Source organism: Paenarthrobacter sp. NEAU-H11 (genome assembly GCF_050573415.1).
In the GTDB taxonomy this organism is placed as follows: Bacteria; Actinomycetota; Actinomycetes; order Actinomycetales; family Micrococcaceae; genus Arthrobacter.
Map to the genome: position 1 here is coordinate 18,136 of NZ_JBNZGA010000001.1, position 25,475 is coordinate 43,610.

General features: G+C 66.9%; 21 protein-coding genes and 1 riboswitch. Of the genes, 5 read left to right on the forward strand and 16 right to left on the reverse strand.

The window, feature by feature from the left end; all coding sequences use genetic code 11:
• Window positions 1–69: 69 nt before the first annotated feature.
• Complete coding sequence (locus ACQ3DC_RS00110; RefSeq protein ID WP_157241911.1) at window positions 70–945, reverse strand: VOC family protein; 876 nt, start codon at window positions 943–945, stop codon at window positions 70–72.
• 99 nt (window positions 946–1,044) lie between these two features.
• Complete coding sequence (locus ACQ3DC_RS00115; RefSeq protein WP_430751286.1) at window positions 1,045–2,127, reverse strand: amidohydrolase family protein; 1,083 nt, start codon at window positions 2,125–2,127, stop codon at window positions 1,045–1,047.
• A gap of 79 nt (window positions 2,128–2,206) precedes the next feature.
• Window positions 2,207–2,314, forward strand: a riboswitch (TPP riboswitch).
• Between ACQ3DC_RS00115 and thiC the strand changes: the two genes are divergently transcribed.
• Window positions 2,309–4,129 (forward strand): phosphomethylpyrimidine synthase ThiC, encoded by a 1,821-nt coding sequence (gene thiC / locus ACQ3DC_RS00120; RefSeq protein ID WP_321213793.1) that lies wholly within the window; start codon window positions 2,309–2,311, stop codon window positions 4,127–4,129. Its footprint overlaps the riboswitch before it by 6 nt.
• Before the next feature lie 4 nt (window positions 4,130–4,133).
• On the opposite strand, the gene ACQ3DC_RS00125 is transcribed toward thiC, so the two are convergent.
• Together ACQ3DC_RS00125 and ffh are read right to left on the reverse strand one after the other, a co-directional pair.
• Window positions 4,134–4,865 carry an alpha/beta fold hydrolase gene (locus tag ACQ3DC_RS00125; RefSeq protein ID WP_157241908.1) on the reverse strand — a complete coding sequence of 244 codons (732 nt, stop codon included), beginning with the start codon at window positions 4,863–4,865 and terminating at the stop codon, window positions 4,134–4,136.
• Between the two features lie 105 nt (window positions 4,866–4,970).
• Window positions 4,971–6,554, reverse strand: coding sequence for a signal recognition particle protein (gene ffh, locus ACQ3DC_RS00130; RefSeq protein ID WP_321213795.1), 1,584 nt, complete (start codon window positions 6,552–6,554; stop codon window positions 4,971–4,973).
• 118 nt (window positions 6,555–6,672) lie between these two features.
• On the opposite strand from ffh, the gene ACQ3DC_RS00135 reads away from it, so the two are divergent.
• Complete coding sequence (locus ACQ3DC_RS00135) at window positions 6,673–8,076, forward strand: glucose-6-phosphate dehydrogenase (RefSeq protein WP_157241906.1); 1,404 nt, start codon at window positions 6,673–6,675, stop codon at window positions 8,074–8,076.
• 122 nt (window positions 8,077–8,198) lie between these two features.
• Here ACQ3DC_RS00135 and ACQ3DC_RS00140 read toward each other — a convergent pair whose 3' ends face one another.
• Together ACQ3DC_RS00140 and ACQ3DC_RS00145 are read right to left on the reverse strand one after the other, a co-directional pair.
• Window positions 8,199–8,537 carry a P-II family nitrogen regulator gene (locus tag ACQ3DC_RS00140; protein WP_013601408.1) on the reverse strand — a complete coding sequence of 113 codons (339 nt, stop codon included), beginning with the start codon at window positions 8,535–8,537 and terminating at the stop codon, window positions 8,199–8,201.
• On the reverse strand, window positions 8,534–9,883 hold the full coding sequence (locus ACQ3DC_RS00145) for an ammonium transporter (RefSeq protein ID WP_321213797.1): 1,350 nt from the start codon (window positions 9,881–9,883) through the stop codon (window positions 8,534–8,536). The genes ACQ3DC_RS00140 and ACQ3DC_RS00145 overlap by 4 nt, the downstream gene beginning before the upstream one ends.
• Window positions 9,884–10,116: 233 nt before the next feature.
• Here ACQ3DC_RS00145 and ACQ3DC_RS00150 point away from each other — a divergent pair, with 233 nt between their 5' ends.
• The gene (locus ACQ3DC_RS00150; protein WP_430751287.1) at window positions 10,117–11,358 is read left to right on the forward strand and encodes an MFS transporter; all 1,242 of its coding nucleotides are present in this window, start codon (window positions 10,117–10,119) and stop codon (window positions 11,356–11,358) included.
• A gap of 26 nt (window positions 11,359–11,384) precedes the next feature.
• Here ACQ3DC_RS00150 and ftsY read toward each other — a convergent pair whose 3' ends face one another.
• The 7 genes from ftsY to coaD all read right to left on the reverse strand — a co-directional run bounded on the left by ftsY (window position 11,385) and on the right by coaD (window position 19,469).
• Complete coding sequence (gene ftsY, locus ACQ3DC_RS00155; RefSeq protein ID WP_321213799.1) at window positions 11,385–12,593, reverse strand: signal recognition particle-docking protein FtsY; 1,209 nt, start codon at window positions 12,591–12,593, stop codon at window positions 11,385–11,387.
• 76 nt (window positions 12,594–12,669) lie between these two features.
• Window positions 12,670–16,257, reverse strand: a complete 3,588-nt coding sequence (gene smc, locus ACQ3DC_RS00160) for a chromosome segregation protein SMC (RefSeq protein ID WP_430751288.1) — start codon at window positions 16,255–16,257, stop codon at window positions 12,670–12,672.
• 94 nt (window positions 16,258–16,351) lie between these two features.
• Window positions 16,352–17,332, reverse strand: coding sequence for a bifunctional DNA-formamidopyrimidine glycosylase/DNA-(apurinic or apyrimidinic site) lyase (gene mutM / locus ACQ3DC_RS00165; RefSeq protein ID WP_430751289.1), 981 nt, complete (start codon window positions 17,330–17,332; stop codon window positions 16,352–16,354).
• A 4-nt stretch (window positions 17,333–17,336) separates the two neighbouring features.
• Complete coding sequence (gene rnc, locus ACQ3DC_RS00170) at window positions 17,337–18,059, reverse strand: ribonuclease III (RefSeq protein ID WP_321213802.1); 723 nt, start codon at window positions 18,057–18,059, stop codon at window positions 17,337–17,339.
• 21 nt (window positions 18,060–18,080) lie between these two features.
• Entirely contained in the window at window positions 18,081–18,284 is a 204-nt protein-coding gene (gene rpmF / locus ACQ3DC_RS00175) for a 50S ribosomal protein L32 (RefSeq protein WP_009356569.1), read from the reverse strand.
• Window positions 18,285–18,320: 36 nt separating this feature from the next.
• Complete coding sequence (locus ACQ3DC_RS00180) at window positions 18,321–18,845, reverse strand: YceD family protein (RefSeq protein ID WP_157241902.1); 525 nt, start codon at window positions 18,843–18,845, stop codon at window positions 18,321–18,323.
• 123 nt (window positions 18,846–18,968) lie between these two features.
• Window positions 18,969–19,469, reverse strand: coding sequence for a pantetheine-phosphate adenylyltransferase (gene coaD, locus ACQ3DC_RS00185; protein ID WP_157241901.1), 501 nt, complete (start codon window positions 19,467–19,469; stop codon window positions 18,969–18,971).
• Between the two features lie 43 nt (window positions 19,470–19,512).
• On the opposite strand from coaD, the gene ACQ3DC_RS00190 reads away from it, so the two are divergent.
• Entirely contained in the window at window positions 19,513–20,742 is a 1,230-nt protein-coding gene (locus ACQ3DC_RS00190) for an aminotransferase class I/II-fold pyridoxal phosphate-dependent enzyme (RefSeq protein WP_197432494.1), read from the forward strand.
• A complete protein-coding gene (locus ACQ3DC_RS00195; RefSeq protein ID WP_430751290.1) occupies window positions 20,742–21,530 on the forward strand; it encodes a spermidine synthase in 789 nt (262 codons plus the stop codon). The genes ACQ3DC_RS00190 and ACQ3DC_RS00195 overlap by 1 nt, the downstream gene beginning before the upstream one ends.
• 30 nt (window positions 21,531–21,560) lie before the next feature.
• Here ACQ3DC_RS00195 and rsmD read toward each other — a convergent pair whose 3' ends face one another.
• Genes rsmD through ACQ3DC_RS00210 form a run of 3 tightly spaced genes read right to left on the reverse strand, consistent with a single transcriptional unit; the run spans window position 21,561 to window position 25,473 of the window.
• A complete protein-coding gene (rsmD, locus tag ACQ3DC_RS00200; RefSeq protein ID WP_157241898.1) occupies window positions 21,561–22,184 on the reverse strand; it encodes a 16S rRNA (guanine(966)-N(2))-methyltransferase RsmD in 624 nt (207 codons plus the stop codon).
• A gap of 45 nt (window positions 22,185–22,229) precedes the next feature.
• Entirely contained in the window at window positions 22,230–24,497 is a 2,268-nt protein-coding gene (locus ACQ3DC_RS00205; protein ID WP_430751291.1) for an ATP-dependent DNA helicase RecG, read from the reverse strand.
• A complete protein-coding gene (locus ACQ3DC_RS00210) occupies window positions 24,487–25,473 on the reverse strand; it encodes a DAK2 domain-containing protein (RefSeq protein WP_430751292.1) in 987 nt (328 codons plus the stop codon). Before ACQ3DC_RS00210 ends, ACQ3DC_RS00205 begins: the two co-directional genes overlap by 11 nt.
• Window positions 25,474–25,475: the final 2 nt, after the last annotated feature.

The following is a 25,475-nucleotide window of genomic DNA, read 5'->3' on the forward strand; positions in this document are numbered from 1 at the left end:
TTTCCCGGCGGTACCAGCCGGCGGACAACCCCTGCGGCGGCACGCAGCCCCTGTCCGGGAGTGCGCCGGTCAGCGGACTGCCACCCGGATCCTGTTGCGCCACGGATCCTCGAACCGGAGTTCGGCTCCGGTGTGGTGGGCGGCAACACCGGCAACCTTGAGCCGGTCGGCGAGGGCGCCGACGTCGTCCCCCGACGGCACTTCGATGAGGACCTCACCCAGGCCGAGGGTGTCCTTGCGCGGCCCCGCGCCGCGGCTGTTCCATACGTTCATTGCCATGTGGTGGTGGTAGCGGCCCGCCGAGACGAACAGGGCCTGGCCGTGCCAGCCTGCGGTCTTTTCGAAGCCGAGGGTCCCCACGTAGAAGTCGCGGGCGGTCTGGACGTCGCCCACCTGGAGGTGCACATGGCCCACGCCCGCAACGGTTCCCCGCTGGCGTTCCAGGGACTCCTCAGTGAGGTGCTGCTCCAAATAGCGCTGCGGCGGAAGGGCCAGGCTGTCCATCACCACGTCAGTGCCGTTCCAGGACCAACTGCTGCGCGGCCGGTCCCAGTAGAGTTCGATCCCGTTGCCTTCGGGGTCGGTGAAGTAGAAGGCCTCGCTGACAAGGTGGTCTGCGCTGCCGGTGAAGGAACGGGGTTCAAACTGCGCGGCCGTGGCGATGGTCGCGGCCAGGTCTGCCTGGTTCTCGAACAGCAGCGCGGTGTGGAAGAGGCCGGCCTCTCCCCGGCCCGGAAGCGTCAGGCCCGGAGCGGGAGCCAGGTGCACCAGCGGTTTCTGCAGCCGGCCGAGGTAGAGCCCGCCGTCCTGCTCCGCGACGACCTCCAGGCCGAGGGCCCGCTGGTAGTAATCGGTCATGACCTTCATGTCGCCCACCTTGAGCATCACGGTGCCCATGGCGAGGTCGGCAGGAAGGAGATCCTGGCGGGCGGCTGCGTCGGTCATTTGAAGGCTCCTTGTATTGGAGGCCGTCCCGTCGGCGGCCTGTCACATATTAAAATTACTTGAAGCTTCAATTTATTCCAAGTGGCGGCCTAAAATAACTCAGCGGATGATGCGGCCGCCCAGCACCACGTGTTCCAGCGCCCTGATCGTTTCCGGGGTGGTCCGCGGGTCTTCGCGGCACACCACGACGTCGGCCCGCGCGCCTTCCTCCAGGTTGTCCGCTCCCAGCCACGTGCGGGCTGCCCAGCAGGCGGCATCCAGGGCCGCAGGCATGGGCAGGCCGGCCCCGTGCAGGGCGAGGATCTCATCTGCGATCCTCCCGTGGCGGACCACGCTGCCTGCGTCCGTCCCGGCAAAGATGCGTACGCCGGCGGAATGGGCCTCCGCCACCCGTTCCAGCCTGCGTTCCCACAGGGCGCGCATGTGGGCGGCGTAGCGCGGAAACTTGGCGTCTGCCTGCTCCGCTATGTCAGGAAAGGTAGCGATGTTGATGAGGGTGGGCACGATCGGCACGCCCTGCTCCACGAACCGGGGCAGGTGGCGGGGCAGCAGCCCCGTGGCGTGCTCAATGCAGTCAATGTCGGCGTCCAGCATCTGGTCCAGGGTGTCCTCGGCGAAGCAATGCGCCGTGACCCGGGCACCTTCATCATGGGCAGCCTGGACAGCGTCACGGACGACGGCGGCAGGAAAGGAGGGCGCGAGGTCGCCGGCGCTCCGGTCGATCCAGTCGCCCACCAGTTTGACCCAGCCGTCGCCGTCGCGTGCTTGCTTCCGCACGGCCTCCACGAGCCCGTCGGGTTCGACCTCCGCCGCAAAGCCGCGCAGGTAGCGGCGCGTGCGGGCCACATGCCGTCCTGCCCGGATCAGCACCGGAAAGTCCCGGCCGCCCTGCATCCAGCGGGTATCGGCAGGTGAGCCGGCGTCGCGGACCAGCAGGGTTCCGGCGTTGAGGTCAGCCAGCGCCTGTTCCCGTGCAAGGGCGGGTTCGACCGGGCCGGCGGGGCCCAGTCCGATGTGGCAGTGGGCGTCAGCGAATCCCGGCAGCACCCAGCCGCCGAGCTCCCGCGCCGGAGGGGCAGTTGGCCGGCTGAACGTGAGCTTGCCGTCCACCGACCAGAGTCCATGGCGTACCCGGTCCGGTGCGGTCAGGACGGGTCCGCGAAAGTGAATGATGTCTGCCATCGGGCTTCCTTTCGATGCCCGGTCAGGCTAGCACCCGCAAATGTGACGCCGCCCTTCCGGGGGCGTGTGGTAGCTTACATCTTGACCACACGGGTGCCCCTGCAGGGGCTGAGATCGGGCTGACGCAGCCTGCGACCGTTGAACCTGTCCGGGTAATGCCGGCGAAGGAAGTGAGTATTCCTTGAGTACACAAAATGCACAGCTGAACCCTGCCCAAGACCGTCCGGCCATGGGAGCAGCCGGCAACCAGCCACCGGTGACCCAGTCCCTGAAATCCCATTCACTGGCCTACCTTGAGGATGCCGGCACGGGGATCAGGGTCCCGGTGACGGAGATTGCGCTGGAACCTTCCCCGAACGGGACGCCGAACAGGCCGTTCCGGACCTACCGGACGGCGGGACCTGGCAGCGACCCCGTCATCGGCCTCCCGCCCTTCCGGACGGACTGGATCGAAGCACGCGGAGACACCGAGGCGTACAGCGGCAGGGAACGGAACCTGCTCGACGACGGCCGCTCGGCTGTCCGCCGCGGCGCCGCCAGCGCCGAGTGGAAGGGAGCGCGCCCGGTGCCCCGCCGCGCCGTCGACGGCAGGACCGTGACGCAGATGCACTACGCGCGGCAGGGCGTGATCACCCCGGAGATGCGCTTTGTGGCGCTGCGCGAGAACTGCGATGTTGAACTGGTCCGCAGCGAGCTGGCCGCGGGCCGCGCCATCATCCCCAGCAACATCAACCACCCCGAGTCCGAGCCGATGATTATCGGCAAGGCCTTCCTGGTGAAAATCAACGCCAACATCGGCAACTCGGCCGTTACCAGTTCCATCGCGGAGGAGGTGGACAAACTGCAGTGGGCAACGCAGTGGGGCGCCGACACCGTCATGGACCTTTCCACCGGCGATGACATCCACACCACCCGCGAATGGATCCTCCGCAACTCCCCCGTCCCCATCGGCACCGTCCCCATCTACCAGGCCCTCGAGAAGGTCAACGGGGAAGCCAATGCCCTTACCTGGGAGATCTTCCGCGACACCGTCATTGAACAGTGCGAGCAGGGTGTGGATTACATGACCATCCACGCCGGCGTCCTGCTGCGTTACGTGCCCCTGACAGCCAACCGGGTGACAGGCATCGTGTCCCGCGGCGGTTCGATCATGGCAGGCTGGTGCCTGGCCCACCACCAGGAAAACTTCCTCTACACGCACTTCGATGAGCTGTGCGAAATCTTCGCGAAGTACGACGTCGCCTTCTCCCTGGGTGACGGGCTGCGGCCAGGGGCGACGGCGGATGCCAACGACGCTGCCCAGTTCGCCGAACTGGACACACTGGCTGAGCTGACGGCGCGCGCCTGGGAATTCGACGTGCAGGTGATGGTGGAAGGTCCGGGGCACATCCCGTTCCACCTGGTCCGCGAGAACGTAGAGCGCCAGCAGGAGCTGTGCAAGGGTGCGCCGTTCTACACACTCGGGCCCCTGGTTACCGACGTTGCACCGGGCTACGACCACATCACCTCGGCCATCGGTGCCACGGAGATCGCACGCTACGGCACTGCCATGCTCTGCTATGTCACCCCGAAGGAACACCTGGGGCTGCCCAACAAGGACGACGTCAAGACCGGGGTGATCACCTACAAGATCGCCGCACACGCGGCAGACCTTGCCAAGGGCCACCCGGGGGCGCACGAGCGCGATGATGCGCTGTCCAAGGCACGCTTCGAATTCCGCTGGCGCGACCAGTTCGCGCTGTCCCTGGACCCGGTCACGGCGGAAGCCTTCCATGATGAGACCCTGCCCGCAGAACCTGCCAAGACCGCGCACTTCTGTTCCATGTGCGGTCCCAAGTTCTGCTCCATGAGGATCAGCCAGGACATCCGGGACGAATTTGGCTCGGCGGAGTCGCAGGCGGCCCTGGCGGCGGCCGCGGGGATGAAGGGGAAAAGCGAGGAATTCCGGGCAGCCGGCGGCAAGGTGTACCTGCCGGAGCCCCGTGTTGCCGCCGGAAGCTAGGGCGTCAGGAGGCGCGTGCCCGGACCCGGCTGGCATCGCCGATGAACGAGCGGATGATGCGGTCCCCCTCTACTGAATCCTGGGGCCGGTGCCCTCCCGCCGCAGTGCGGTGGAGGGCGCCGGTCTCCCGGAGGTAGCCCGCGATCTCTTCGTAGAGCGGCTCCCAGCCGCCCGTGAGGACGAGCGTAGGCACGCCCGGCACGATGTGCAGCGGAGCTTCCCACGACGGCACCTGCAGCCGGAGCCGCCGGGCGGACCGCTTCTCTTCCACGGTGACCGGGTGCTGCAGGTCCGTGGCGTAGACCCGGCGCACGAATTCCCGCTGGAAGTCCTCGTCGCCGAGTTGGTGCCGGACGTCCAGGAGCGGCTTCATCAGCGCAATGTGCGCCGCCGTCGCCGGCAGTTCCGCGGTCAGCGATAGGCAGGCCGGCTCCACCAGCGTCAGCGAGTAGACAAGGTCGGGGCGTTCGACGGCGGCCATCATCGCTGCGACGGCGCCTTGGGCATGTGCCACGACGTGCCCGCCGACGGCGCCCCTGCCGTCGTCGGCCAGTGACCGCAGCAGGATCCCCGCGTCCTCTTCGAAGGATGATTCCACCGGCTCTGCCACGGGATCGTAGCCGTGGCGGCGCAGGAACAGTGCGTCATAGGACAGTGCCAGGCCATGCTGGCGGGGCCAGGCCGCGGCGCCGAAGCTGCCCGCGCCGTGCACGAACACTACCCTCTGCTTGAACATGACCCAACCCTAATCCACAGCCCCGACATCCCAACTAGGTAGCGCCAAGTGTCGTTATGAACCGTCAAAACGACACTTGGCGCTACTTAGTTGGGCCAGGCGTGCTTACTTGCCGAGGAACTTGTCGAAGCCCTTGGGCAGGTTCAGCTGGGACGGATCGAAGTCGCCCGGCTGCTGGCCGAAGGCGGCGCCGGTCGGCAGAGCCTTGGCCGCGTTGGCCCGGCGGGCCTCGGCGTCCTTCCGCTCCTGGGCAGCCTTGGCGGGGTTGCCTGACTTCGCCTTCTTCTTGGGGGCGTTCTTGGCGTTCTTCCGCGCCCCGCCGCCGGCACCCGGCATGCCTGGCATCCCGGGCATGCCCGGCATGCCGCCCTGGGCCATCTTCTTCATCATCTTCTGGGCCTGGGCGAAGCGCTCCAGGAGGCCGTTGACCTCGGAGACGTGGACGCCGGAGCCGCGGGCAATACGGGCGCGGCGGGAGCCGTTGATGATCTTGGGCGCAACACGCTCGTGCGGGGTCATGGACCGGACGATGGCCTCGACGCGGTCGATCTCGCGTTCGTCGAACTGCTCCAGCTGCTGGCGGATGTTCTGCGCACCCGGCATCATCATGAGCATTTTCTTCATCGAGCCCATGTTGCGGATCTGCTGCATCTGGGCCAGGAAGTCCTCAAGGGTGAAGTCTTCCTGGTCGGCGAATTTCTTCGCCATCCGGGCGGCTTCGTCCTTGTCCCAGGATTTCTCCGCCTGCTCAATCAGCGTCAGGACGTCACCCATGTCCAGGATGCGCGATGCCATCCGGTCCGGGTGGAACAGCTCGAAGTCGTCAAGGCCTTCGCCGGTGGAGGCGAACATGACGGGTTTGCCGGTGACGGACGCCACCGAGAGCGCGGCACCGCCGCGGGCGTCGCCGTCGAGCTTGGAGAGCACGATGCCCGTGAAGTTGACGCCCTCATCGAAGGCGAGCGCCGTGTTCACGGCGTCCTGGCCGATCATGGAGTCGATGACGAAGAGGACTTCGTTGGGCACGATGGCGCGGCGGATCTGGCGCGCCTGCTCCATCATGTCGGCGTCGACACCGAGCCGGCCGGCGGTGTCCACGATGACGACGTCGTGCAGCTTCTGGCGGGCTTCCTCCACACCGGCGCGGGCAACGGCCACGGGGTCGCCGGCAGGGTGCTCGAGTTCGGAGGACGTGGCTCCCGGGTGCGGCGCGAACACCGGCACCTTGGCGCGCTGGCCCACCACCTGGAGCTGGGTGACCGCGTTGGGGCGCTGCAGGTCGCATGCCACCAGCATGGGGCTGTGGCCCTGGGCCTTCAGCCACTTGGACAGCTTGCCGGCGAGGGTGGTCTTACCGGCACCCTGGAGGCCGGCCAGCATGATGATGGTGGGGCCGTTCTTGGCGAGGCGGATCCGGCGGGTTTCACCGCCGAGGATCTCCACCAGTTCTTCGTTGACGATCTTGACGATCTGCTGGCTCGGGTTCAGCGCACCGGACACCTCGGAACCCAGGGCGCGTTCCCGTACCCGGCCGGTGAATTCACGGACAACTGGAACGGCAACGTCGGCATCCAGGAGGGCACGGCGGATCTCGCGGACTGTGGCATCGACGTCGGCCTCGGAGAGCCTGCCTTTACCCCGCAGATTCTTAAAGGTTGCTGTCAACCGGTCAGAGAGTGAATTGAACACGCGACGTGCACTTCTTTCTGTGGATGATCAAAGGCTATGAATAATCAAAGGCTGTGGATGATCGGGACTCGACTATCTAGGGTACCAAGTCGGACCCCCAAGGTGGCATGCTGGCAAAATGACGAGCCAAGCATCTGTGAAAACCCTCCTCATCCTCGGCGCTTCCGGGGACCTGACGGGCCGGCTGCTCCTGCCGGGCCTGGCGCGCCTGGTGGCGAAGGGCCACGCCACGGATCTCCGGCTCGTCGGTGCCGGGTCAGATCCCTGGACCCCGGAACAGTGGCGGGAAAGGGTTCACACCTCCTTCGAAGCAGCAGCCGGGCCCGCAGGTCCCGAGGGAAAGGACGCCCTGCAGTCCCTTGAAAAGGAGACGGTCTACCACCAGCTGGATGTCACCGCCGACGGCGCCCTGGCCTCGCTCCTTGCTGCGCTGGACGGCCCAACGGCCGTCTATTTCGCCCTCCCGCCCAAGATCAGCCAGCTCGCCTGTGAAGCGCTCAGGCCCGACCAGGTTCCGGCCGGCACGCGGTTGGTGATGGAAAAACCCTTCGGCTCGAGCGAGGAGTCTGCCCGGTCGCTCAACCAGACACTGGTCCGGCTGGTTCCGGAAGACCACATCCACCGGGTGGACCATTTCCTGGGCAAGGCCACCGTGCTGAACATCCTGGGCCTGCGGTTCGCCAACAACTTCCTGGAACCCGTCTGGGACCGCCACCACGTGGAAAAAGTGGAAATCATCTTTGACGAGGACCTCGCGCTGGAGGGACGCGCCCGTTATTACGACGGCGCCGGCGCGCTCCGGGACATGATCCAGAGCCACCTCCTGCAGATCATGGCGCTGATGGCCATCGAACCGCCGGCCACGATCGGCGAACGGGACCTGCGCGACGCCATTTCCACGGTCCTGCGCGCCAGCAGCGTCCCGGAGCCCTACGCCGGTTCCAGCCGCAGGGCGCGCTACACGGCGGGTGAACTGGCGGGGAAGGAGGTCCCGGACTACGCGCGGGAGGACGGTGTGGACGCGGCACGCGGCACCGAGACCCTGGCCGAGATCCAGGTGAACATCGACAACTGGCGCTGGAAGGGCGTCCCCTTCATCCTCCGTTCCGGCAAGGCGCTGGGCGTTAAGCGCAAGGAAGCCGTGGTCACGTTCCGCCCGGTGCCCCACCTTCCCCGGGGCTTTACCGGCGTTGACTCGCCGAACAAGCTAAGGATCGGCTTCGGGCCGGACACCCTGGCGTTCGACGTCGATGTCAATGGTCCCGGCAACATCTTCAGCCTGGGCCGCATCACCCTCGGCGCGGAACTGAGCGCTTCGGACCTCCTCCCCTACGGTGAAGTCCTGGAAGGCGTCCTCGCGGGCGACCCGTTGCTTTCCGTCCGCGGCGACACCGCGGAAGAATGCTGGCGCATTGTTGAGCCTGTGCTCAAGGCCTGGCAGCAGGATTCTGTCCCGTTGGAAGAGTACGACGCCGGATCGGCCGGCCCCGCGGGCTGGCCTGGCACGGTGCCGGGAGACTAAGGCCAGCTTCCGCCGCAGCTGCATCCACGCTGGCGGCGGGGTATCGGACAGCACAGCGGAGCGGGCAGGAACACCTTCCGGTTTTCCTGCCCGCTCCGTCTTTTAGTTAGTGCTTTGCCGGCCTAGATTGCCGCAACGCCCCGTTCACCGGTGCGGACCCGCACCGCCTCCGAGACATCCACGGTCCAGACCTTGCCGTCGCCGGCCCGGCCGGTGTTTGAGCTGGCGATGATGACATCCAGGATGTCGTCTGCCTGCTCGTCCGTGGCGAGGACCTCCACGCGGATTTTGGGCAGCAGGTCCACGTTGTACTCCGCGCCGCGGTAGACCTCGGTGTAGCCGCGCTGCCGGCCGTAGCCGCTCGCCGCGCTGACCGTCAGGCCCTGTACGCCGTAGGCCTCCAGCCCCTCACGGATGGCCTCGAGCTTTTCCGGCCGGACGATCGCAGTAATCAGTTTCATGCCCCCACGCTTTCCTTACCTGTTGCTGATTCGGTCTTCGCGGCTCCTGATTTCTGTGCCGCGTCCGACTGGGTCTTGCCGGTGATCATGTCGTGCAGGGGCTGGAAGCTTCCGCCGTGTCCCCCGACGCCGAACTCGTAGGCGGTCTCGGCGTGCAGGCTGAGGTCCACGCCCACCGTTTCCTGTTCCTGCGAGACACGGAAGCCCATGGTCTTGTGGATGGCCAGGGCGATGATCGCCGTCAGGATGGCGGAGTAGGCGATGGCGATGCCGGCCGCTGCGAGCTGCGCCCACATCTGGGTCATGCCGCCGCCGTAGAAGAGGCCGCCGCCCACGCCGTCGGTGGGCAGTGCAATGAAGCCCAGGGCCACGGTGCCGATGATGCCGGAGACAAGGTGGACACCGACAACGTCCAGTGAGTCATCGAAGCCCCAGCGGAACTTCAGTCCCACCGCGAGGGCGGAAGCCACGCCGGCCACGATGCCGAGGCCGAGGGCACCGACGGGGCTCACGTTGGCGCAGGCCGGGGTGATGGCGACGAGGCCGGCAACAACACCGGAGGCGGCACCCAGGGAGGTGGGGTGGCCGTCGCGGATGCGCTCGGTGACCAGCCAGCCGAGCATCGCGGCGGCCGGGGCGGCAAGGGTGTTCACCCAGATGAGGCCGCCCTGCTCAGCGGTGGTGGCGGCACCGCCGTTGAAGCCGAACCAGCCGAACCAGAGGATGGCTGCGCCGAGCATAACGAACGGGATGTTGTGCGGGCGGTGGTTCGGGTCCTTGCCGAACCCCTTGCGGTTGCCGATGATGAGGACCAGGACCAGGGCTGCAACACCCGCGTTGATGTGGACCACGGTGCCGCCGGCGAAGTCGATGGCCGGGCCGAGGGCCTGGCCCACTGCACCTTCAGGACCGAACAGTCCGCCGCCCCACACCATGTAGGCCAGCGGGCAGTAGACAAGCGTGACCCAGACGGGCACGAAGACAGACCAGGCGCCGAACTTGGCGCGGTCAGCGATGGCGCCGCTGATGAGTGCGACGGTGATGATGGCGAAGGTGGCGGCGTAGCCGACCTTGATCAGTCCGTCCGGGGTGTCGATGCCCTCAAGGCCGAACGTGGCAAACGGGTTGCCCACAATCTGGAAGAAGCCCTCGCCGGAGCTCATGGAGGCGCCCCAGAGGACCCAGACAACGCCAACCATGCCGATGGAGATGAAGCTCATCATCATCATGTTCAGCGCGGCCTTGGCCCGGGTCATGCCGCCGTAGAAAAATGCCAGACCCGGTGTCATGAACAGCACAAGCGCCGCCGACACCATGATCCATACGTGACCTGCGGTAAGTTCCATGGTGCACGCCTCTCTTATCGAATTGGTCGAAATTGCGGAGATGATCCGCCTGCCAACGCCTTTTGCGTCCTGTAACGAGTGTGTCGGCGCTGTGTTTCGGCCGCGGAGGTTTTTTATTGCGGGGCTGTTACAACAACCTCTAGGAAGTAAATGGTGCATATCTGGCTTGTTACGGTTATGTTTCACCTCTCCCGCCGACGCCCCTCGGACAAGTACGCAAGGACCCCTCGACCATGACGGCAGAACCCCGCGTGAGCCGCGCCACAGCGCGGATTTTTTCCCTGCTGCGTCCCGGCAGGCAAAAGCTGCCGCGCGACATCAAGGTGATGCTGGCCGCGGCCTTCCTTATTGCCCTTGGATTCGGTCTTGTTGCGCCCGTGTTGCCACAGTTCGCCACAACCTTCGGCGTGGGAAATACCGAAGCTTCGGTGATCGTGGCGATCTTCGCGTTCATGCGGCTGGTCTTCGCGCCCGCCGGCGGTGCCCTCATCGGCAGGATCGGCGAACGGCCCGTCTACGTCATGGGCCTGCTGATCGTCGCCGCCTCCACCGCTGCCTGCGCGTTCGCCCAGGACTATTGGCAGCTCCTGCTCTTCCGCGGGCTTGGCGGAGCCGGATCGGTAATGTTCACGGTCGCTTCGATGGCGCTGGTGGTGCGGCTTGCGCCGCCGGAGAGCAGGGGCCGCGTTTCCGGCGCCTACGCGTCCGCCTTCCTCATCGGAAATGTGTGCGGCCCGATCGTCGGCGGCCTGCTGGCCGGCTTCGGCCTGCGCGTTCCCTTCCTGGCGTACGCGGCCGCCCTGGTTATGGCCGCCGTCGTGGTCCAGACACAGCTCAGCCACCAGCGCCGGGGCGGCGGGGACGGGCAGGACCGCGCACCGGACATGCCCCTGGGCGAAGCGCTTGCCATGGGCACCTACCGGACCGCCGTGCTGTCCAGCTTCGTGAACGGCTGGGCGACTTTTGGGGTCCGGATGGCCACTGTTCCGCTCTTCGCGGTGGCGGCCCTCGGAGCCGGACCCGAGGCGGCCGGGTTTGCACTGGCAGTCTTTGCTGCCGGGAACGCCGCAGCCCTTACCTTCTCGGGCCGGCTGGCTGACACCCTGGGCCGCAAACCCATGATGATTGCCGGACTGATTGTTGCCGGGGCCGCGACCGCTGCCATCGGTTTTACGTCCGGGCTGGGCTGGTTCCTTGCGGCATCGGCCCTGGCCGGGGCCGGCTCCGGCCTCTTCGGCCCGGCCCAGCAGGCCGCCGTCGCGGACGTGATCGGCAACGGCCGGTCCGGGGGCAAGGTCCTGGCCGTATATCAGATGACGTCCGACGTCGGCGCGATCGTTGGGCCCGTCCTGGCAGGTGTGCTGGCCGACCGGCTGGGCTACGGCTGGGCTTTCGGGGTGACCGGCGGCATCATGCTCGTGGCCGCGGTGGCCTGGGCCGCCACCCGGGAAACCCTGCGGACAGCCCGGTCCTAAGTCCTCCGGGCCAGTTCAGCAGCGGGCTAGTTCAGCAGCGCGTCCACAAAGGCCTCTGCGTCGAAGGGGGCGAGGTCATCCGCTCCCTCACCCAGGCCGATCAGCTTGACCGGGACTCCGAGGGTCTTTTGGATGGCGACGACGATGCCGCCCTTGGCGGTTCCGTCCAGCTTGGTCAGGACAATGCCCGTGATGTTCACGACCTCCGAGAAGACGCGGGCCTGGTTCAGGCCGTTCTGGCCGGTAGTAGCATCCAGCACCAGGAGGACCTCGTCCACCTCGGCCAGTTTCTCAATGACGCGCTTGACCTTGCCCAGTTCGTCCATGAGGCCCACTTTGTTCTGCAGCCTGCCGGCAGTGTCGATCATGACCACGTCCACTTCCTGGTCAATGCCGGCCTTGACTGCCTCGTAGGCAACGGAGGCAGGATCGGCGCCGTCGATGTCCGACTTCACAGTGGGAACGCCAACCCGCTGGCCCCACGTGGCCAGCTGTTCGGCGGCCGCGGCGCGGAAGGTGTCCGCAGCGCCGAGGAGGACATCCTTGTCCTCCGCAACCAGGACGCGGGCGAGCTTGCCCACGGTGGTGGTCTTTCCCACGCCGTTGACGCCCACCACCATCATGACGGCCGGCTTGTCCGCGTGGCGCTGGACGTTGAGGGAGCGGTCCATGGTGGGGTCCACGAGCTTGATGAGTTCTTCGCGGAGCAGCTCTTTGACCTGCTCGGGGGTCCGGGTGCCCAGGACCTTGACCCGTTCACGGAGGGCGTCCACGAGCTGCATGGTGGGTTCGGTGCCCAGGTCCGCCAGGAGGAGGGTCTCCTCCACCTCGTCCCACACGTTCTCGTCGATCTTGTCGCTTGAGAGCAGCGCCAGGAGTCCCTTGCCCATGATGTTGTTGGACCGGACCAGGCGCTCGCGCAGGCGGACCAGCCGGCCCGCCACGGGAAGCGGAGTCTCAACCGGAATGACCTCCAGCCCCGCGGCGTTATCCGGGACCTCAGCGGTTTCCAGCCCCTCCAGGTCCACCGGGCCCGGGGCCGTACGGTCCGCAACCGCGCCGGGCCTGTCCTCAACGGCAGTGCTCCCGCCCTGCGGCAGTACGGGGTCGTTGGCATCGCGTGTGCCAGGGTACCGGGTGATGTTCTTCCGGGTCTTCATCAGGACCGGAATCAGCCCGCCGATAACCACCAGGGCAGCAAGAATGGACAGGATTATGGGAAGGATGTCATTCACTCCCCTAGCTTCTCATACGCGCGGGGGCGGCCTTCCGGGGCAGGCGTGCAGTTGACCTGCCGTTACACCCGGCCGGTCATACGTCGGCCCCGAGCCGCTGGCTGATCACTGTGGAGACGCCGTCGCCGCGCATGGTGACGCCGTACAGCGCGTCCGCCACTTCCATGGTCCGCTTCTGGTGGGTGATGACAATGAGCTGGCTGGATTCCCGGAGTTCCTCGAAGATGGTGATGAGCCGGCCCAGGTTGGTGTCGTCCAGGGCAGCTTCCACCTCGTCCATGACGTAGAAGGGCGAGGGCCGTGCCTTGAAGATCGCCACCAGCAGCGCCACCGCAGTCAGCGAGCGTTCCCCGCCGGACAGGAGCGAGAGCCGCTTGATCTTCTTTCCGGCGGGACGGGCTTCCACCTCGATACCGGTGGTGAGCATGTCGGCAGGGTCGGTGAGCACCAGCCGCCCCTCCCCGCCCGGGAAGAGCCGGGCGAAGACCCTGACGAACTGGGCCTGGGTGTCTTCGAAGGCCTCGGTGAAGACGCGCTGGACGCGGTCATCCACCTCCTTGATGATGTCCAGCAGGTCCTTCCGGCTGGCCTTCAGGTCCTCGAGTTGGGTGCTGAGGAACTGATGGCGCTCCTCGAGTGCGGCGAATTCCTCCAGTGCCAGGGGGTTCACCCGGCCCAGGCTGGCGAGGTCGCGTTCAGCCTTCCGCAGGCGCTTCTCCTGCTCTTCGCGGACGTAAGGCTTTCCCTCGACGATTTCCGCGCCGGCGCCGTCCACCGGAGCACGAAGGGCAGCCCATTTGTCGCCGCTTTCTTCGGCCGGAACGGGAACGGGAACGTCCGGTCCGTACTCGGCTGCCAGGGCGTCCGGGGTGATGCCCAGTTCGTCGATGGAGCGGGTTTCCAGTGCGTCGATTTGCGCCCTTTGCCGGGCCCGGGCGAGTTCGTCGCGGTGGACGTTGTCCGTGAGGTCGGCCAGTTTCCTCGCCAGGAGTTCATTGGCGGTCCGGATTTCCCCAAGTGCCTGGTCCCGCTGCTCACGGTTGTCTTCGGCAAGGTCACGTTCATGCCGTGCCAGATCCACGGACACGTCAACGTGGCGGAGCGCCACGTCGACGGCGGCGGACACGGCGGCTGCGCGCCGCGCCTGGATGCGGCGGACACGGGCGCGCTCGGCGGCTTCCTCCCGGGCCCGGCGCTCAGTGGCGGCCGCCCGCTCCAGTGAGGCCACCCGGTTCCTGGTGGCTGAGAGCTGCTCTTCGGCGCTGCGAAGCGCCAGCCGTGCCTCAACCTCTGCAGCGCGCGCGTGGGCCGCCGCCTGGGCCAGGGCGTCGCGGTGTTCAGTTGACGGCTCCTGCTCCGCGGGCGCTTCCTGTGCCGCCGCCAGGCGTGCGGCCACAGCTGCGAGCGCTTCCTCCTCTGCCGCCACGTTCTCCTCCGCCCTGGCCAGCGATGACGCCAGGCGGTCGCTTTCGCCGACGGCGCTGCGGAGCACGGAGTTCAGGTGGCCGAGGCGCTCAGCCACGGCGGCCAGCTTCGCGTCGGATTCGTGCAGCCTTTCCAGGGCGGCGTCGGCCCGATCCTGCGCCTCCGCGCGCTTTGCCTCGGTGGCCGCGAGGGCGAACCTGTTCCGCTCCAAGGCTGCCGTGACCGCCGCAAGCCGGCTCTCGGCGTCGTCCACCGCCGCCTGCACCTCGAGGGGCGACGGTGCCTTGGCCGAGCCGCCGGTGACCGACACTGCGGTGAAAACGTCTCCGCCGGTGGTGACGGCCGTCAGCCCGGGGTGTTCCGCCACCAGGGCGGCCGCTGCCTGGATGTCCGGGACAACGGCAGTGCCGGCCAACAGGTCCGCAACCAGGCTGGCGGAGGAGGCGTCGCAGCTGGTGAGGTCCGCGGCCCAGCGCGCGCCCGGGGGGAGGGACATGTCGGTGCCGGTTGTGGGTCCAGCTGCAGCCCCTGCCGATCCGAGGAGCAGTGACGCCCGCCCGGCGTCGTCGTCCTTGAGGAGCTGGAGCACCGCCGTTGCCGTCTCCGCGTCCCGCACCACGATTGCTTCGGAGGCCTCCCCCAATGCCGCGGCTATCGCAGTCTCGAAGCCGGCTTCCACCGTGAGCCCGGCAGCCAGGGTTCCGAGGATTCCATCGAGGCCCGCGTGCAGCGCGTGCCTCGCCCCGTCTTTCCGTTCCAGGCCCAGCTTCAACGCGTCACGGCGCGCCGCCAGGGCGTCGCGCTTCCGGACCCCCTCACTGACGGCTGACTTCAGGCCGGCGATTTCCTGGACCACGGTGTCGAGGGCCTCATTGGCGGCCTCGTAGTCGGCGTCAAGGGATTCCTCTCCCTCCTCCACACCGGCCACCTGGTTTTCCAGTGCCGTGAATTCGGCCTGGGCACGTGCCCGGCGTTCGGTCCCCGCCGCAAGGGATTCACGGAGCCTGCCCAGTTCCGCCTGGGCGGACTCAACGCGGGACCTCGCCGCCGCAACCTGGCCTGCCAGCCGGGCCAGGCCTTCGCGCCGGTCAGCTGCGGCCCGCAGCTCTGCCGTGAGCCGTTTGTCCTCTTCGAGCGCGGCATGCTCAGCCTCGGCCTTTGCGGCGCTTGCTGTGTCCAGGGCGCTGCGCCGGTCAAGGATGCTGCGCTCGAGCTCAACCAGCTCCTCGCGGACCCTGGCCGCCTGGCGTTCCAGTTGTTCCGGGTCCCGGCCCGGCGGCGGTGCCTCCACGGAACCGAGGAGGCGGCTGCGTTCCTGTGCCAGGGAGCCCAGTGAACGCAGCCGCTCCCTGGCAGCGGACAGACGGTACCAGGCGTCCCGTGCGGCATTCAGCCGGGGGGTTGCTTCAGCTGCGAGTTGCTCCAGCTCGGCTTGTTGGCGGCGGCCGGCCTCAAGCTCCCGGCCGGCGAGGGCCCGCCGTTCTTTCAAGGCGGCTTCGTCCGCCACGTCCTGTTCCAGTGCCAGCTGGAGCTGGACCAGATCGTCGGCCAGCAAACGGGCGCGGGCATCGCGGACATCGAACTGGACCCGCTGGGCCCGGCGCGCCACTTCCGCCTGTTTCCCCAGCGGCGTGAGCTGGCGCCGGATTTCTCCCGTGAGGTCCGTGAGGCGCTGGAGGTTGGCCTGCATGGCCTCCAGTTTGCGCACGGTCCGTTCTTTGCGCCGGCGGTGCTTCAGGATTCCGGCCGCTTCCTCGATGAAGCCCCGCCGGTCCTCCGGCGTGGCATGGAGGACGCGGTCCAGCTGGCCTTGGCCGACGATGACGTGCATCTCGCGGCCCAGCCCGGAATCGGACAGCAGTTCCTGGATGTCCAGCAGGCGGCAGCCTGCGCCGTTGATGGCGTATTCCGATCCGCCCGTACGGAAAAGCGTCCGCGAAATGGTCACTTCGGTGTACTCGATGGGCAGGGCGCCGTCAGTGTTGTCTATGGTCAGGGAAACGTGGGCCCGGCCAAGGGGCGGCCGGCCTGACGTCCCGGCGAAAATGACGTCCTCCATCTTTCCGCCGCGGAGCGTTTTGGCCCCCTGTTCGCCCATGACCCAGGCCAGGGCGTCCACCACATTGGACTTCCCGGATCCGTTGGGGCCAACCACCGCGGTGACCCCTGGCTCGAAATTGAAGGTGGTGGCGGACGCGAATGACTTGAACCCCCGGACGGTCAGGCTTTTGAGGTGCAAGGCTTTTCGGATCTCCTGAGTGGCTGAGGCGGCTGCTTCGCTGTCCTCAATCTACTGCGTGGGGGCCCAATATCCGGGATTCCCGCGGGCATTGTCACCAGCGCCCGTTCCGGGGACGGGGCTGGCAGACGGGGCAGGTGTGCGAGGACCGGTTCATGAACTGCTCGCGGCGGATGACGGCGTGGATTCCAGCTGCGGCGCAGCGTTTGCAGGCCTGACCTTCCCGGCCATAGGCGTTAAGGGACCGGTCAAAGTACCCGGAGGCGCCGTTGACGTTCACATACAGCGAGTCGAAGCTCGTTCCGCCGGCCGCGAGGGCATCCAGCATGACCTGCCGGGCGCTGGCGAGCACCCTTTCCGCATCGCCACGGCGCAGGGTGTCGGTGGGCCGGGCATAGTGCAGCCGGGCGCTCCACAACGCTTCGTCCGCGTAGATGTTTCCGATCCCGGAGACCAGTCCCTGGTCCAGCAGCGCCCGCTTCAGGCCGGTTTTGCGCTTGCGGAGGCGCCGGTAGAAAACGTCGAAGGAGAAAGCGGGGTCCAGGGGGTCCCGTGCAATGTGTGACGCTTCCTCAGCTATCAAGGGCAGGGGCGATTCGGCGAGGCCGCCGGGGCCGCCGTCGTCCGTGGGAACCATCGCCGTGACGAACAGCCCGCCAAAGATCCGCTGGTCCACGAACCTCAGTTCTTCCGGCTTGCCGTCACCGGGGCTGAGCCGGAAACGGACCTTCAGGTGCTTTTCGTCCCGGACGTCCCGGTCCTGCATCAGGAGCTGGCCGCTCATCCCGAGGTGGGCCATCAGGGCAACGCGGGGGCGTTCCACGGCCGGCGCCGGCGCGTCCCCGGCGGCGCCGTCCCCGTGGCCGCCTTCCACCAGCGGCATCCACAAGAACTTGCCCCGCCGGACGACGTCTGCAACCGTGGCGCCTTCCAGGTTGCCGGTAAAGTCCTCCACGCCCAGGGCGTGGCGGCGCACCGACCGTGGATCAAGGACCTCCACCGAGGTGATGGTCCGGCCGCGGACCCAGCTCACCAGGCCGCGGCGTACCACCTCAACCTCGGGAAGTTCAGGCATGGCGCTACTTGGCGGGGACGGAACCGGCGGACTTTTTTGTTCCCGCTGCTGCTCCGGAGAGCACCCGCCACGCGTCCGCGGCGGCTTCCTGCTCCGCTTCCTTTTTGGAGTGGCCGGAACCCTTGCCATAGGCGGTTCCGCCCACATGGAGGACAGCCGTGAAAGTGCGGGCATGGTCCGGCCCGGAGCCGTCCACTGCGTAGTGGATGGTGCCGAGCTGGCGGCTTGCAGCGAGTTCCTGGATGTTGGTCTTCCAGTCCGTTCCGGCGCCCAGGGCGGCCGCGTCCTTCAGCAAAGGGCCGATCAGGCGCATCACCAGCTGGCGTGCGGTCTCGATGTCGTTGGACACGTAGGTGGCACCGATCAGTGCTTCCATGGTGTCGGCGAGGATGGAAGCCTTGTTGTTGCCGTGGGTGAGCTTTTCGCCCTGGCCAAGGTAGATGTACTCCCCGATGCCCAGGCTGCGTCCGATGCCGGCAAGCGCACGGGTGCTGACGACGGCGGAGCGCCGCTTTGCGAGCTCACCTTCGGGCAGTTCCGGGTTGTCCCGGTACAGGGCATCGGTAACGGAGAACCCGAGGATGGAATCACCCAGGAATTCGAGCCGCTCGTTGGTGGGGATGCCGCCGTTTTCGTAGGCGTAGGAACGGTGTGTGAGCGCAAGACGAAGCGTCCCGGCGTCTATAGAGACACCGAGACGCTTCAGAAGCTCTTCAGTTGAAGACATCATGTCAGCCTCAGGGGCCGATTAGACGTCCGCGACCTTGCGTCCCTTGTACTCAAGGAACAGCGCAGTGCCAGCCGAGTCGGTGACGACCTTTGCCTGGTGCGGCAGGCTGTAGGTGACCTGGCCGTTCTCGACGGTCTTCACCAGGTGGGGGGCGGTCGCCTTCCACTGGGAGCGGCGGGCGCGGGTATTCGAGCGAGACATTTTCCGCTTGGGAACAGCCACGGCTAACTCATTTCTCTCTAGACAAACACGTACAAATCAATTTTGCCGGTCAGGCTTAGCCATATCAGCTAGGGCAGCCCAGCGAGGATCCAAGACCTCGTGGTGGTGCCCCGGCTCGTCTTCCAGGCGAACTCCACATTCGGAGCAAAGGCCCTGGCAGTCTTCCCGGCACACCGGCTGGAACGGCAGCGCGGTCACCACTGCGTCCCGCAACACCGGTTCAAGATCGATTACATCGTGCTCGACTCGACGTTGCTCTTCATCATCTTCTCCGTCCGAGAGCTCCACGCCCTCATAGAAGAAAAGTTCTTGCACATTGACCTCGAGGTCATACGCAAGGGGATCCAGGCATCGGCCGCATTCACCTGTTACCTCGGTGAGCACGGTTCCTGATACCAAAATTCCTTCGTGTACGGCTTCAAGCCTCAGATCCAGCTCGATATCCGAGCCTTCCTGAACGCCAATGAGCGCCACGCCAAGATCACCTGGCGCGGGTACATGTTCCTTCAGTGTCCGCATGCTTCCCGGGCTGCGCCCGAGGTCCTTGACGTCGAACGCCAGGGGCGAACCAGCATCTCTTTTAATGAGAACTCCTGTTGAACATATGACCGACGTACTATCTTAGCCTGAAGAGCCACAGGGACTCAAACCGGCCGGCAGGGAGTGCCGAAGTACCGGACCAGCCTACCCCCTCGGCTGCTGGCCGGGGCCCGACTCGCCCGCAAGCATCCGCCGCAGCACCGACCGGGGCACGTATTCGGACACATTTCCGCCCAGGCCGGCCACCTCTTTGATCAGGGTGGAGGAAAGGTGGAGGTAATGGGCCTCTGCAGGCAGGAAGACCGTTTCAACGCCGCTGAGCTGCCGGTTCATGGTGGCCATGGGCAGCTCATAGTCGAAGTCCGAGGACGACCTGAGTCCCTTGACGATGGCCGAAACACCGCGCTGCCGGCAATACTCTGCCAGCAGGCCCTCCCCGACTGGTTCCACCACGATGCCCTTGAGTGAGGCGAGGGTTTCCCGTGCCATGTCCAGGCGCTCCTGGAGGGTGAACCTGTACTGCTTGGCCTGGTTGGTGGACACGGCCACGATGACCTCGTCAAAGAGGCCGGCGGCACGTGCAATAACCTCGAGATGGCCGTTGTGGATAGGGTCGAAGGATCCGGGGCAGACAGCGCGTCTCATGCTCCGAACCTACCCCATGGGAACACCGGGATACCATGACTGGATGCATCCACCACGGGAACTTTCCACCCCCATGGCCCCTGCTCCGTGGCAGCGCGCCGCCCTCGGAGCAAACCTCCTTGCCCCCGACGGAGGCCTGGGCGTCACCATCTTCGAAGAGATGACCACCCTGGCCGTGCAGACAGGCGCCATTAACCTCGGCCAGGGGTTCCCGGACGAGGACGGCCCGGCGGAAATCAGGGAGGCCGCCCGGTCTGCCATCCTGGCGGGCGCGAACCAGTATGCGCCCGGCAAGGGCATCCCGGAACTGCGGGAGGCAGTCTCGGCCCACCAGCAGCGGTTCTACGGCCTCTCCCCCGACCCGGCGACGGAAGTCATCATCACCACCGGAGCCACCGAGGCCATCGCGGCCTCGCTCCTGGCCTTCGCCGGTCCCGGCGACGAGGTCCTCACCCTGGAGCCTTTCTACGATTCCTACGGCGCCGTGATCGGCCTGTCCGGTGCGACGCACGTGACTGCACCGCTCCTGGCCCCGGACTTCATGCCGGATATGGCCGCCCTCGAGGCCGCTTTCAGCGCGCGGACGAAGGTGGTGCTGCTGAACAACCCCCACAACCCCACCGGGGCGGTCTTCCCGCGGGACGTGCTCCAACGGGTCGTTGACCTGGCCCGCAGGCATGACAGCATCATCATCACGGACGAGGTCTATGAGCACCTCACGTTCGGCGTCCGGCACGTACCGGTGGCTTCCCTGCCCGGAGCGGCGGACCGAACCATCACCATTTCCTCGGCCGGCAAGACCTTTTCCCTGACTGGCTGGAAGGTCGGCTGGCTCACGGGACCCGAAGAGCTGGTGTCGGCCGCCCGGACGGTCAAGCAGTTCCTCACCTACAGTTCGGGCACGCCGTTCCAGTCGGCCATCGCCACGGGCCTGGCCCTGCCGGACTCCTTCTATGAGGGCATCGCGGCGTCCCTTGAGCACAAGCGGGACATCCTGAGTGAAGGCCTGCGTGCCGCGGGGTTCGAGGTCTTCTCGCCGCAGGGCACGTACTTCGTCAATGTGGACACCGCCCCCTTGGGCATCAGCGACTCCGTGGACCTGGCCCGGAAGCTTCCGGCACTGGTGGGCGTGGCCGCGATCCCTGTCCCGGTTTTCTGCCACGCCGAGGGAGCGGAGCGCACCCGAAGCCTGCTCCGTTTCGCCTTCTGCAAGAAGGCCGAGGTCCTGGAAGAGGCTGCCGGGCGGCTGGCTGCACTCAGCGGCAGGCTCTGATGCCCGGCGGGCGGGAAGTCCGGGCGTCCCGGTTCCTGCGCACCACCGGACAGCACGCGTCCATAGAACCCGACGCCTTCACAGCCGGCAGCTACGTCCTCAGCATCGGCGGCGCGGAACAGTCCCACGTGAACCTGCTGCAGCCCGAGGAGATCTTCTACGAATACCTGCGCCGGATCGGACACCTGGTGGACCTGGCGGCAAGCCCCGGGGTTCCGGTCAGTGCGCTGCACCTGGGCGCGGGAGCGCTGACCCTGGCCCGGTACATCCAGGCCACCAGGCCCGGGTCGGTGCAGTATGCGGTGGAGCTGGAGCGTGAGCTGCTCGATTTCGTCCTGCGGGAGCTGCCCCTGCCCGAGGGGACGGACCTGCAGACCATCATCGGCGATGCCCGGGAGTCACTTGTCCGGATTGACCCCGAAGTCCGGTTCGACGTCGTCAGCCTGGACATCTTTTCCGGGCCGGACGCGCCCGCGCACCTGACCACCGGCGCGTTCTACCGGGAGGTGAGGGAGCGGCTCAACCCTGCAGGACTGCTGATCGTCAATGTCGGCGACGAGCCGGGCCTGACCCTGGTCCGAAGCCAGGTGTCCGCCATGCGGCAGGCCATGGCGGATGTGGCCGCCGTCGCGGAAACAGGCATGTTCGAAGGCCGCTACCCCGGCAACATCATCCTCGCCGGCACCCTCACCCCGTGGCCGCCGGAATGGACCACTGAACTGACCGCCCGCGGGCCGCACCCGGCAAAAGTGCTGGCCGGAGTGGACCTCGACCCCTTTGCAGGATGACTCCGGGAGGCCAAAGTTCCCGCGCCCGGGCTAGCGTCCGGCCGGTTCCGGCGCCTCGGGAATGTCGTCATCGTCGATTGCATCGGGCACGAAAGGCTCCGCGAACCACAGCCTGGTCTCCCCGTATTTCTTCTCCGCAAACCGGGTGAGGGCCTCGGGCCACCGGGGCTCGGGCGAGCGGGAGGAGCGCTCCACCACCACCACCGCCGCCGGCGACAGGTGGGTGGACAGCTTCAGGAGCACTGCCTGCAAGCCAACCTCCTCGAGCAAATACGGCGGGTCCAGGAAAACAAGGTCCCAGACTGCCGCCTCCGATGCGCGTTCCAGGAAGGATTCCACCTTTGAGCGGTGGACGGTTACCACTTTCCGGCCCAGGACGCCGTTGACGAGATCGGCATTGCGCTGGCAAACGGCGCTGGCCCTGCCATCGGACTCCACCAGGTCCACTGTCCGGGCGCCCCTGCTGCCGCTCTCGACCCCCAGGGCGCCGGAACCCGCATAGAGGTCCAGCACACGGGCGCCGGTAATGACGTTGAAGGCATCAAGGCGGGAAAAAAGCGCTTCCTTGACGCGGTCCGTGGTGGGCCTGGTGAGGGATCCCGGGACGCCGGTCAAAGGAGTGCCGCCGGCGGCACCTGCAATAATCCGGCTCATTCAACGCTCCTGTCTTGGCCGCCAGGATATCCGGCACCCACCATGCTAGCCGCGTTCAAGGAACGCCTCCTTCTCGGGATTGAGGTATTTGTCGATCGCTTCGGCAAGCTCCGGGCGAGCGGACAGGGCAGGGTCCTCGCGCACAATCTCCTGGGCGTCTTCCCTTGCCCGCGCAATGACGTCGCCATGCTCCAGGACGCGGAGCAGCTTCAGGGTGGAGCGACCGCCTGATTGCGAGGCTCCCAGGATGTCGCCCTCGCGCCGCAGCTTCAGGTCCTCTTCGGACAGGACGAAGCCGTCGGTAGTCGCCGCCACGGCATCCAGCCGGCGGCGGCTGGGATGCCCGGGTTCAAGGGCGGTGACCAGCAGGCAGGTCCCTGGCAGCCCGCCCCGGCCCACCCGGCCGCGGAGCTGGTGCAACTGGGAAATACCGAACCGGTCCGCATCCAGAATGACCATCAGGGTTGCGTTGTGAACGTCCACGCCCACCTCGATCACCGTAGTGGAGACAAGCAGCTTGATGCGGTTGGCCGCAAAGTCTTCCATGACGCCGAACTTCACGTCCGGTTCCTGCCGTCCGTGGAGCGGCGCCAGGGGAACTCCGGACAGTGTGGTCTCTTCCCGCAGATGCTCGACGACGGCCGTCACCGAGGCGAGCTCCCGGCTGCCGTCCCCTTCCGCATCCCCCGCCGGAGGCTCCGCCTCCCCGGGGCTGAAGTCGCCGTCGTCGTCCGTTCCGATCCTGGGGCAGACGACGTACACCTGATGGCCCCTGTCAATCTCCTCCCGGGCGCGGGCCCAGATGCGGCCTGCCCAGGCCGGGTTCTCGGCAAGTCCCACCAGGTGGGTGGCGATAGGGGCACGGCCGGCCGGCAGTTCGTCCAGGACCGACGTTTCGAGGTCGCCGAAAACTGTCATCGCGACGGTCCGCGGGATGGGCGTGGCCGTCATCACCAGCAGATGCGGCGGCTTCCGCGCCTTGGCGCGCAGGGCATCGCGCTGTTCCACCCCGAAGCGGTGCTGCTCATCCACCACGATCAGGCCGAGATCATAGAATGAGACGTTGTCGCTCAGCAGGGCATGGGTCCCGATGATGATCCCGGCCGTCCCCGAGGCGGCATCAAGCAGGGCCTGCCGGCGCGCCGCCGTCGGCAGGGAGCCAGTGAGCAGCGAAACCTGGACGGAAGCGCCGTCCATCCCGCCCAGCAGGCCGTCTCCGGAGAGAGGGCCCAGGGTCCGGCGGATCGATTCGAAATGCTGGGCAGCGAGGACCTCCGTGGGCGCCAGCAGGGCCGCCTGCCCGCCGGCATCCACCACCTGCAGCATGGCACGGAGCGCCACGATGGTCTTGCCGGAGCCCACTTCTCCCTGCAGCAGCCGGTTCATGGGGACGTCCCGGGAGAGTTCTGCCGCCAGGGTTTCCCCGACGGCGGCCTGCCCGGCCGTGAGCGTGAACGGAAGGCTCCGGTCGAAACTGGCCAGCAGGCCCTCCGGAGCGGGCCGGCGGGCGGTGGCTTCTTCCGAGGCCAGCTGTGCACGGCGGCGGGCCAGGGCGGACTGCAGCACCAGTGCCTCCTGGTAACGGAAGCGGCGACGTGCCTGCTGCCAGTCCGTGGCCGACTCCGGCTCATGGATCAGCCGGTAGGCTTCGGCGATCGGCAGGAACTTCTCCCGGGCCGCGATGGCGGGTGGCACGGGATCCGGCAGGGAGCCAAGGTCAGCAGTTTCGAGCAGGGTTGAGACAGCCTTCTGGATCTTCCAGCTGGGAAGCTTGGCGGTGGCCGGATAGATGGGAATGGGCATGGCGGCCAGCTTTTCCGGATCCCGGCCGCCCTCGCTGAACGGATCATCGTCCAGCAGCTGGTAGTCGGGGTTGGTGAGTCCAAGGGATCCCTTGAAGAACGTGACCTTGCCGGAAAACAGCGCCCGGCGGCCAGGGAGCAGGTCCGCTTGGGCCTTGTAGCCGTTGAAGAAGCTGATCTTGAGCGTACCCGGCGCTTTGCCCCGGTACTCCGTGCCGCCTACCACCCGGAGGCCCTGTCTTCCGTCGTCGTCGGAAACCACGACGTCGGTGATGGTGCCGCGGCGCGCCTGCATCCGGCGGGTGTTGCTGGAGAGCACCCGGGCGATCAGGGTGACTTCTTCGTCCCGGGGAATCTCGCTGATGGGCGTCAGCTCTCCCCGGCTCATGTAGCGGCGCGGGTAGTAATTCAGCAGCCCCTCGACTGTGGTGATGCCCAGATGCTTTTCTATGACCGCTGCGGAACGCTTGCCAAGCCGCCGTTCCAGCGCCAGGTCCAGTTCAGCGCTCATGCCCACTGGAGTTCACTGCATCCGTTGCAGGGTCCCGCGGCAGCGCGAGTTCACTGATGCTGATGTTGGCCGGCTCCCCCAGGGACCGGATGATGTGGACGGCGGGATCCGCCTCGGGGACATGGACGTGGACGCGCCACCGGTAGTTGCCGTCGGAATCGGGCACGCTGCCAACCTGGCTCATGATCACGGACTCGCCCACCTCGTCCAGCCGCTGGCGGAGGGTTGCCGCGTTGAGGGGTGACAGGCTGATGGTGCACATGACTTCCACGCCGTCGTCATCCGGCATGGCCGTATGGATGTGCGGGTCAGACACGTCGTAGCCGTGCAGGCCGTCAAGGAGTTCGCTTTGGAGCTCTTCACCCAGGATCGCTGAGCGAAGGCAATCGAGGATCAGCAGCATCCCCACTCCGCCCGCATCAACCACATGGGCGGTCGTCAGAACGTCCAACTGGTCTTCGGTGTGGATCACCGCGGCGAGGGCGCCCTCCACAACGGCGTCCAGGGCAAGGCCCAGGGCGTGGTTGCTGTCGTCCCCGTTCTGTCCGGCGTCGACAGCGGCCGCGGCCCGGGCTGCCGCTTCCATGACGGACAGCATGGTTCCCGGCACGGGATCGCTCAATGCCGACCAGGCACGGATCTGGGCACGGTTGAGGGCTGCCGCCAGCAGGGTGGAGGTCAGCCGGGTGTGGCCTGCCAGCGGCTCGGCGGCTGCGCACAGGAACACCGAGAAAAGGGTCCCCGAGTTGCCCCGCGCTTCCTCCATGGCGGCCTGGCCCGCGGCGGCAAGGACGGCACCGACGTCCATCTGCGCGGGGTGGTCACCCGTGGCAGCGAGGGAACGGGCTGCGGCGCGCACGGTGACGTAGAGGTTGGTGCCGGTGTCGCCGTCGGCCACGGGAAAGATGTTGATGGCATTCAGGCGGTCGCTGTGGTTGCCAATGGCGGTCTCAGCCTTGCCCAACCATCTCTTCATCG

Coding starts and splice junctions, on each gene's coding strand:
- ACQ3DC_RS00110 (WP_157241911.1), bottom strand. CDS start 945: ATGACCGACGCAGCCGCCCGCCAGGATCTCCTTCCTGCCGACCTCGCC.
- ACQ3DC_RS00115 (WP_430751286.1), bottom strand. CDS start 2,127: ATGGCAGACATCATTCACTTTCGCGGACCCGTCCTGACCGCACCGGAC.
- ACQ3DC_RS00125 (WP_157241908.1), bottom strand. CDS start 4,865: ATGTTCAAGCAGAGGGTAGTGTTCGTGCACGGCGCGGGCAGCTTCGGC.
- ACQ3DC_RS00135 (WP_157241906.1), top strand. CDS start 6,673: ATGACGAGCCAAGCATCTGTGAAAACCCTCCTCATCCTCGGCGCTTCC.
- ACQ3DC_RS00140 (WP_013601408.1), bottom strand. CDS start 8,537: ATGAAACTGATTACTGCGATCGTCCGGCCGGAAAAGCTCGAGGCCATC.
- ACQ3DC_RS00145 (WP_321213797.1), bottom strand. CDS start 9,883: ATGGAACTTACCGCAGGTCACGTATGGATCATGGTGTCGGCGGCGCTT.
- ACQ3DC_RS00150 (WP_430751287.1), top strand. CDS start 10,117: ATGACGGCAGAACCCCGCGTGAGCCGCGCCACAGCGCGGATTTTTTCC.
- mutM (WP_430751289.1), bottom strand. CDS start 17,332: ATGCCTGAACTTCCCGAGGTTGAGGTGGTACGCCGCGGCCTGGTGAGC.
- rnc (WP_321213802.1), bottom strand. CDS start 18,059: ATGTCTTCAACTGAAGAGCTTCTGAAGCGTCTCGGTGTCTCTATAGAC.
- coaD (WP_157241901.1), bottom strand. CDS start 19,469: ATGAGACGCGCTGTCTGCCCCGGATCCTTCGACCCTATCCACAACGGC.
- ACQ3DC_RS00190 (WP_197432494.1), top strand. CDS start 19,513: ATGCATCCACCACGGGAACTTTCCACCCCCATGGCCCCTGCTCCGTGG.
- ACQ3DC_RS00195 (WP_430751290.1), top strand. CDS start 20,742: ATGCCCGGCGGGCGGGAAGTCCGGGCGTCCCGGTTCCTGCGCACCACC.
- rsmD (WP_157241898.1), bottom strand. CDS start 22,184: ATGAGCCGGATTATTGCAGGTGCCGCCGGCGGCACTCCTTTGACCGGC.
- ACQ3DC_RS00205 (WP_430751291.1), bottom strand. CDS start 24,497: ATGAGCGCTGAACTGGACCTGGCGCTGGAACGGCGGCTTGGCAAGCGT.
- ACQ3DC_RS00210 (WP_430751292.1), bottom strand. CDS start 25,473: ATGAAGAGATGGTTGGGCAAGGCTGAGACCGCCATTGGCAACCACAGC.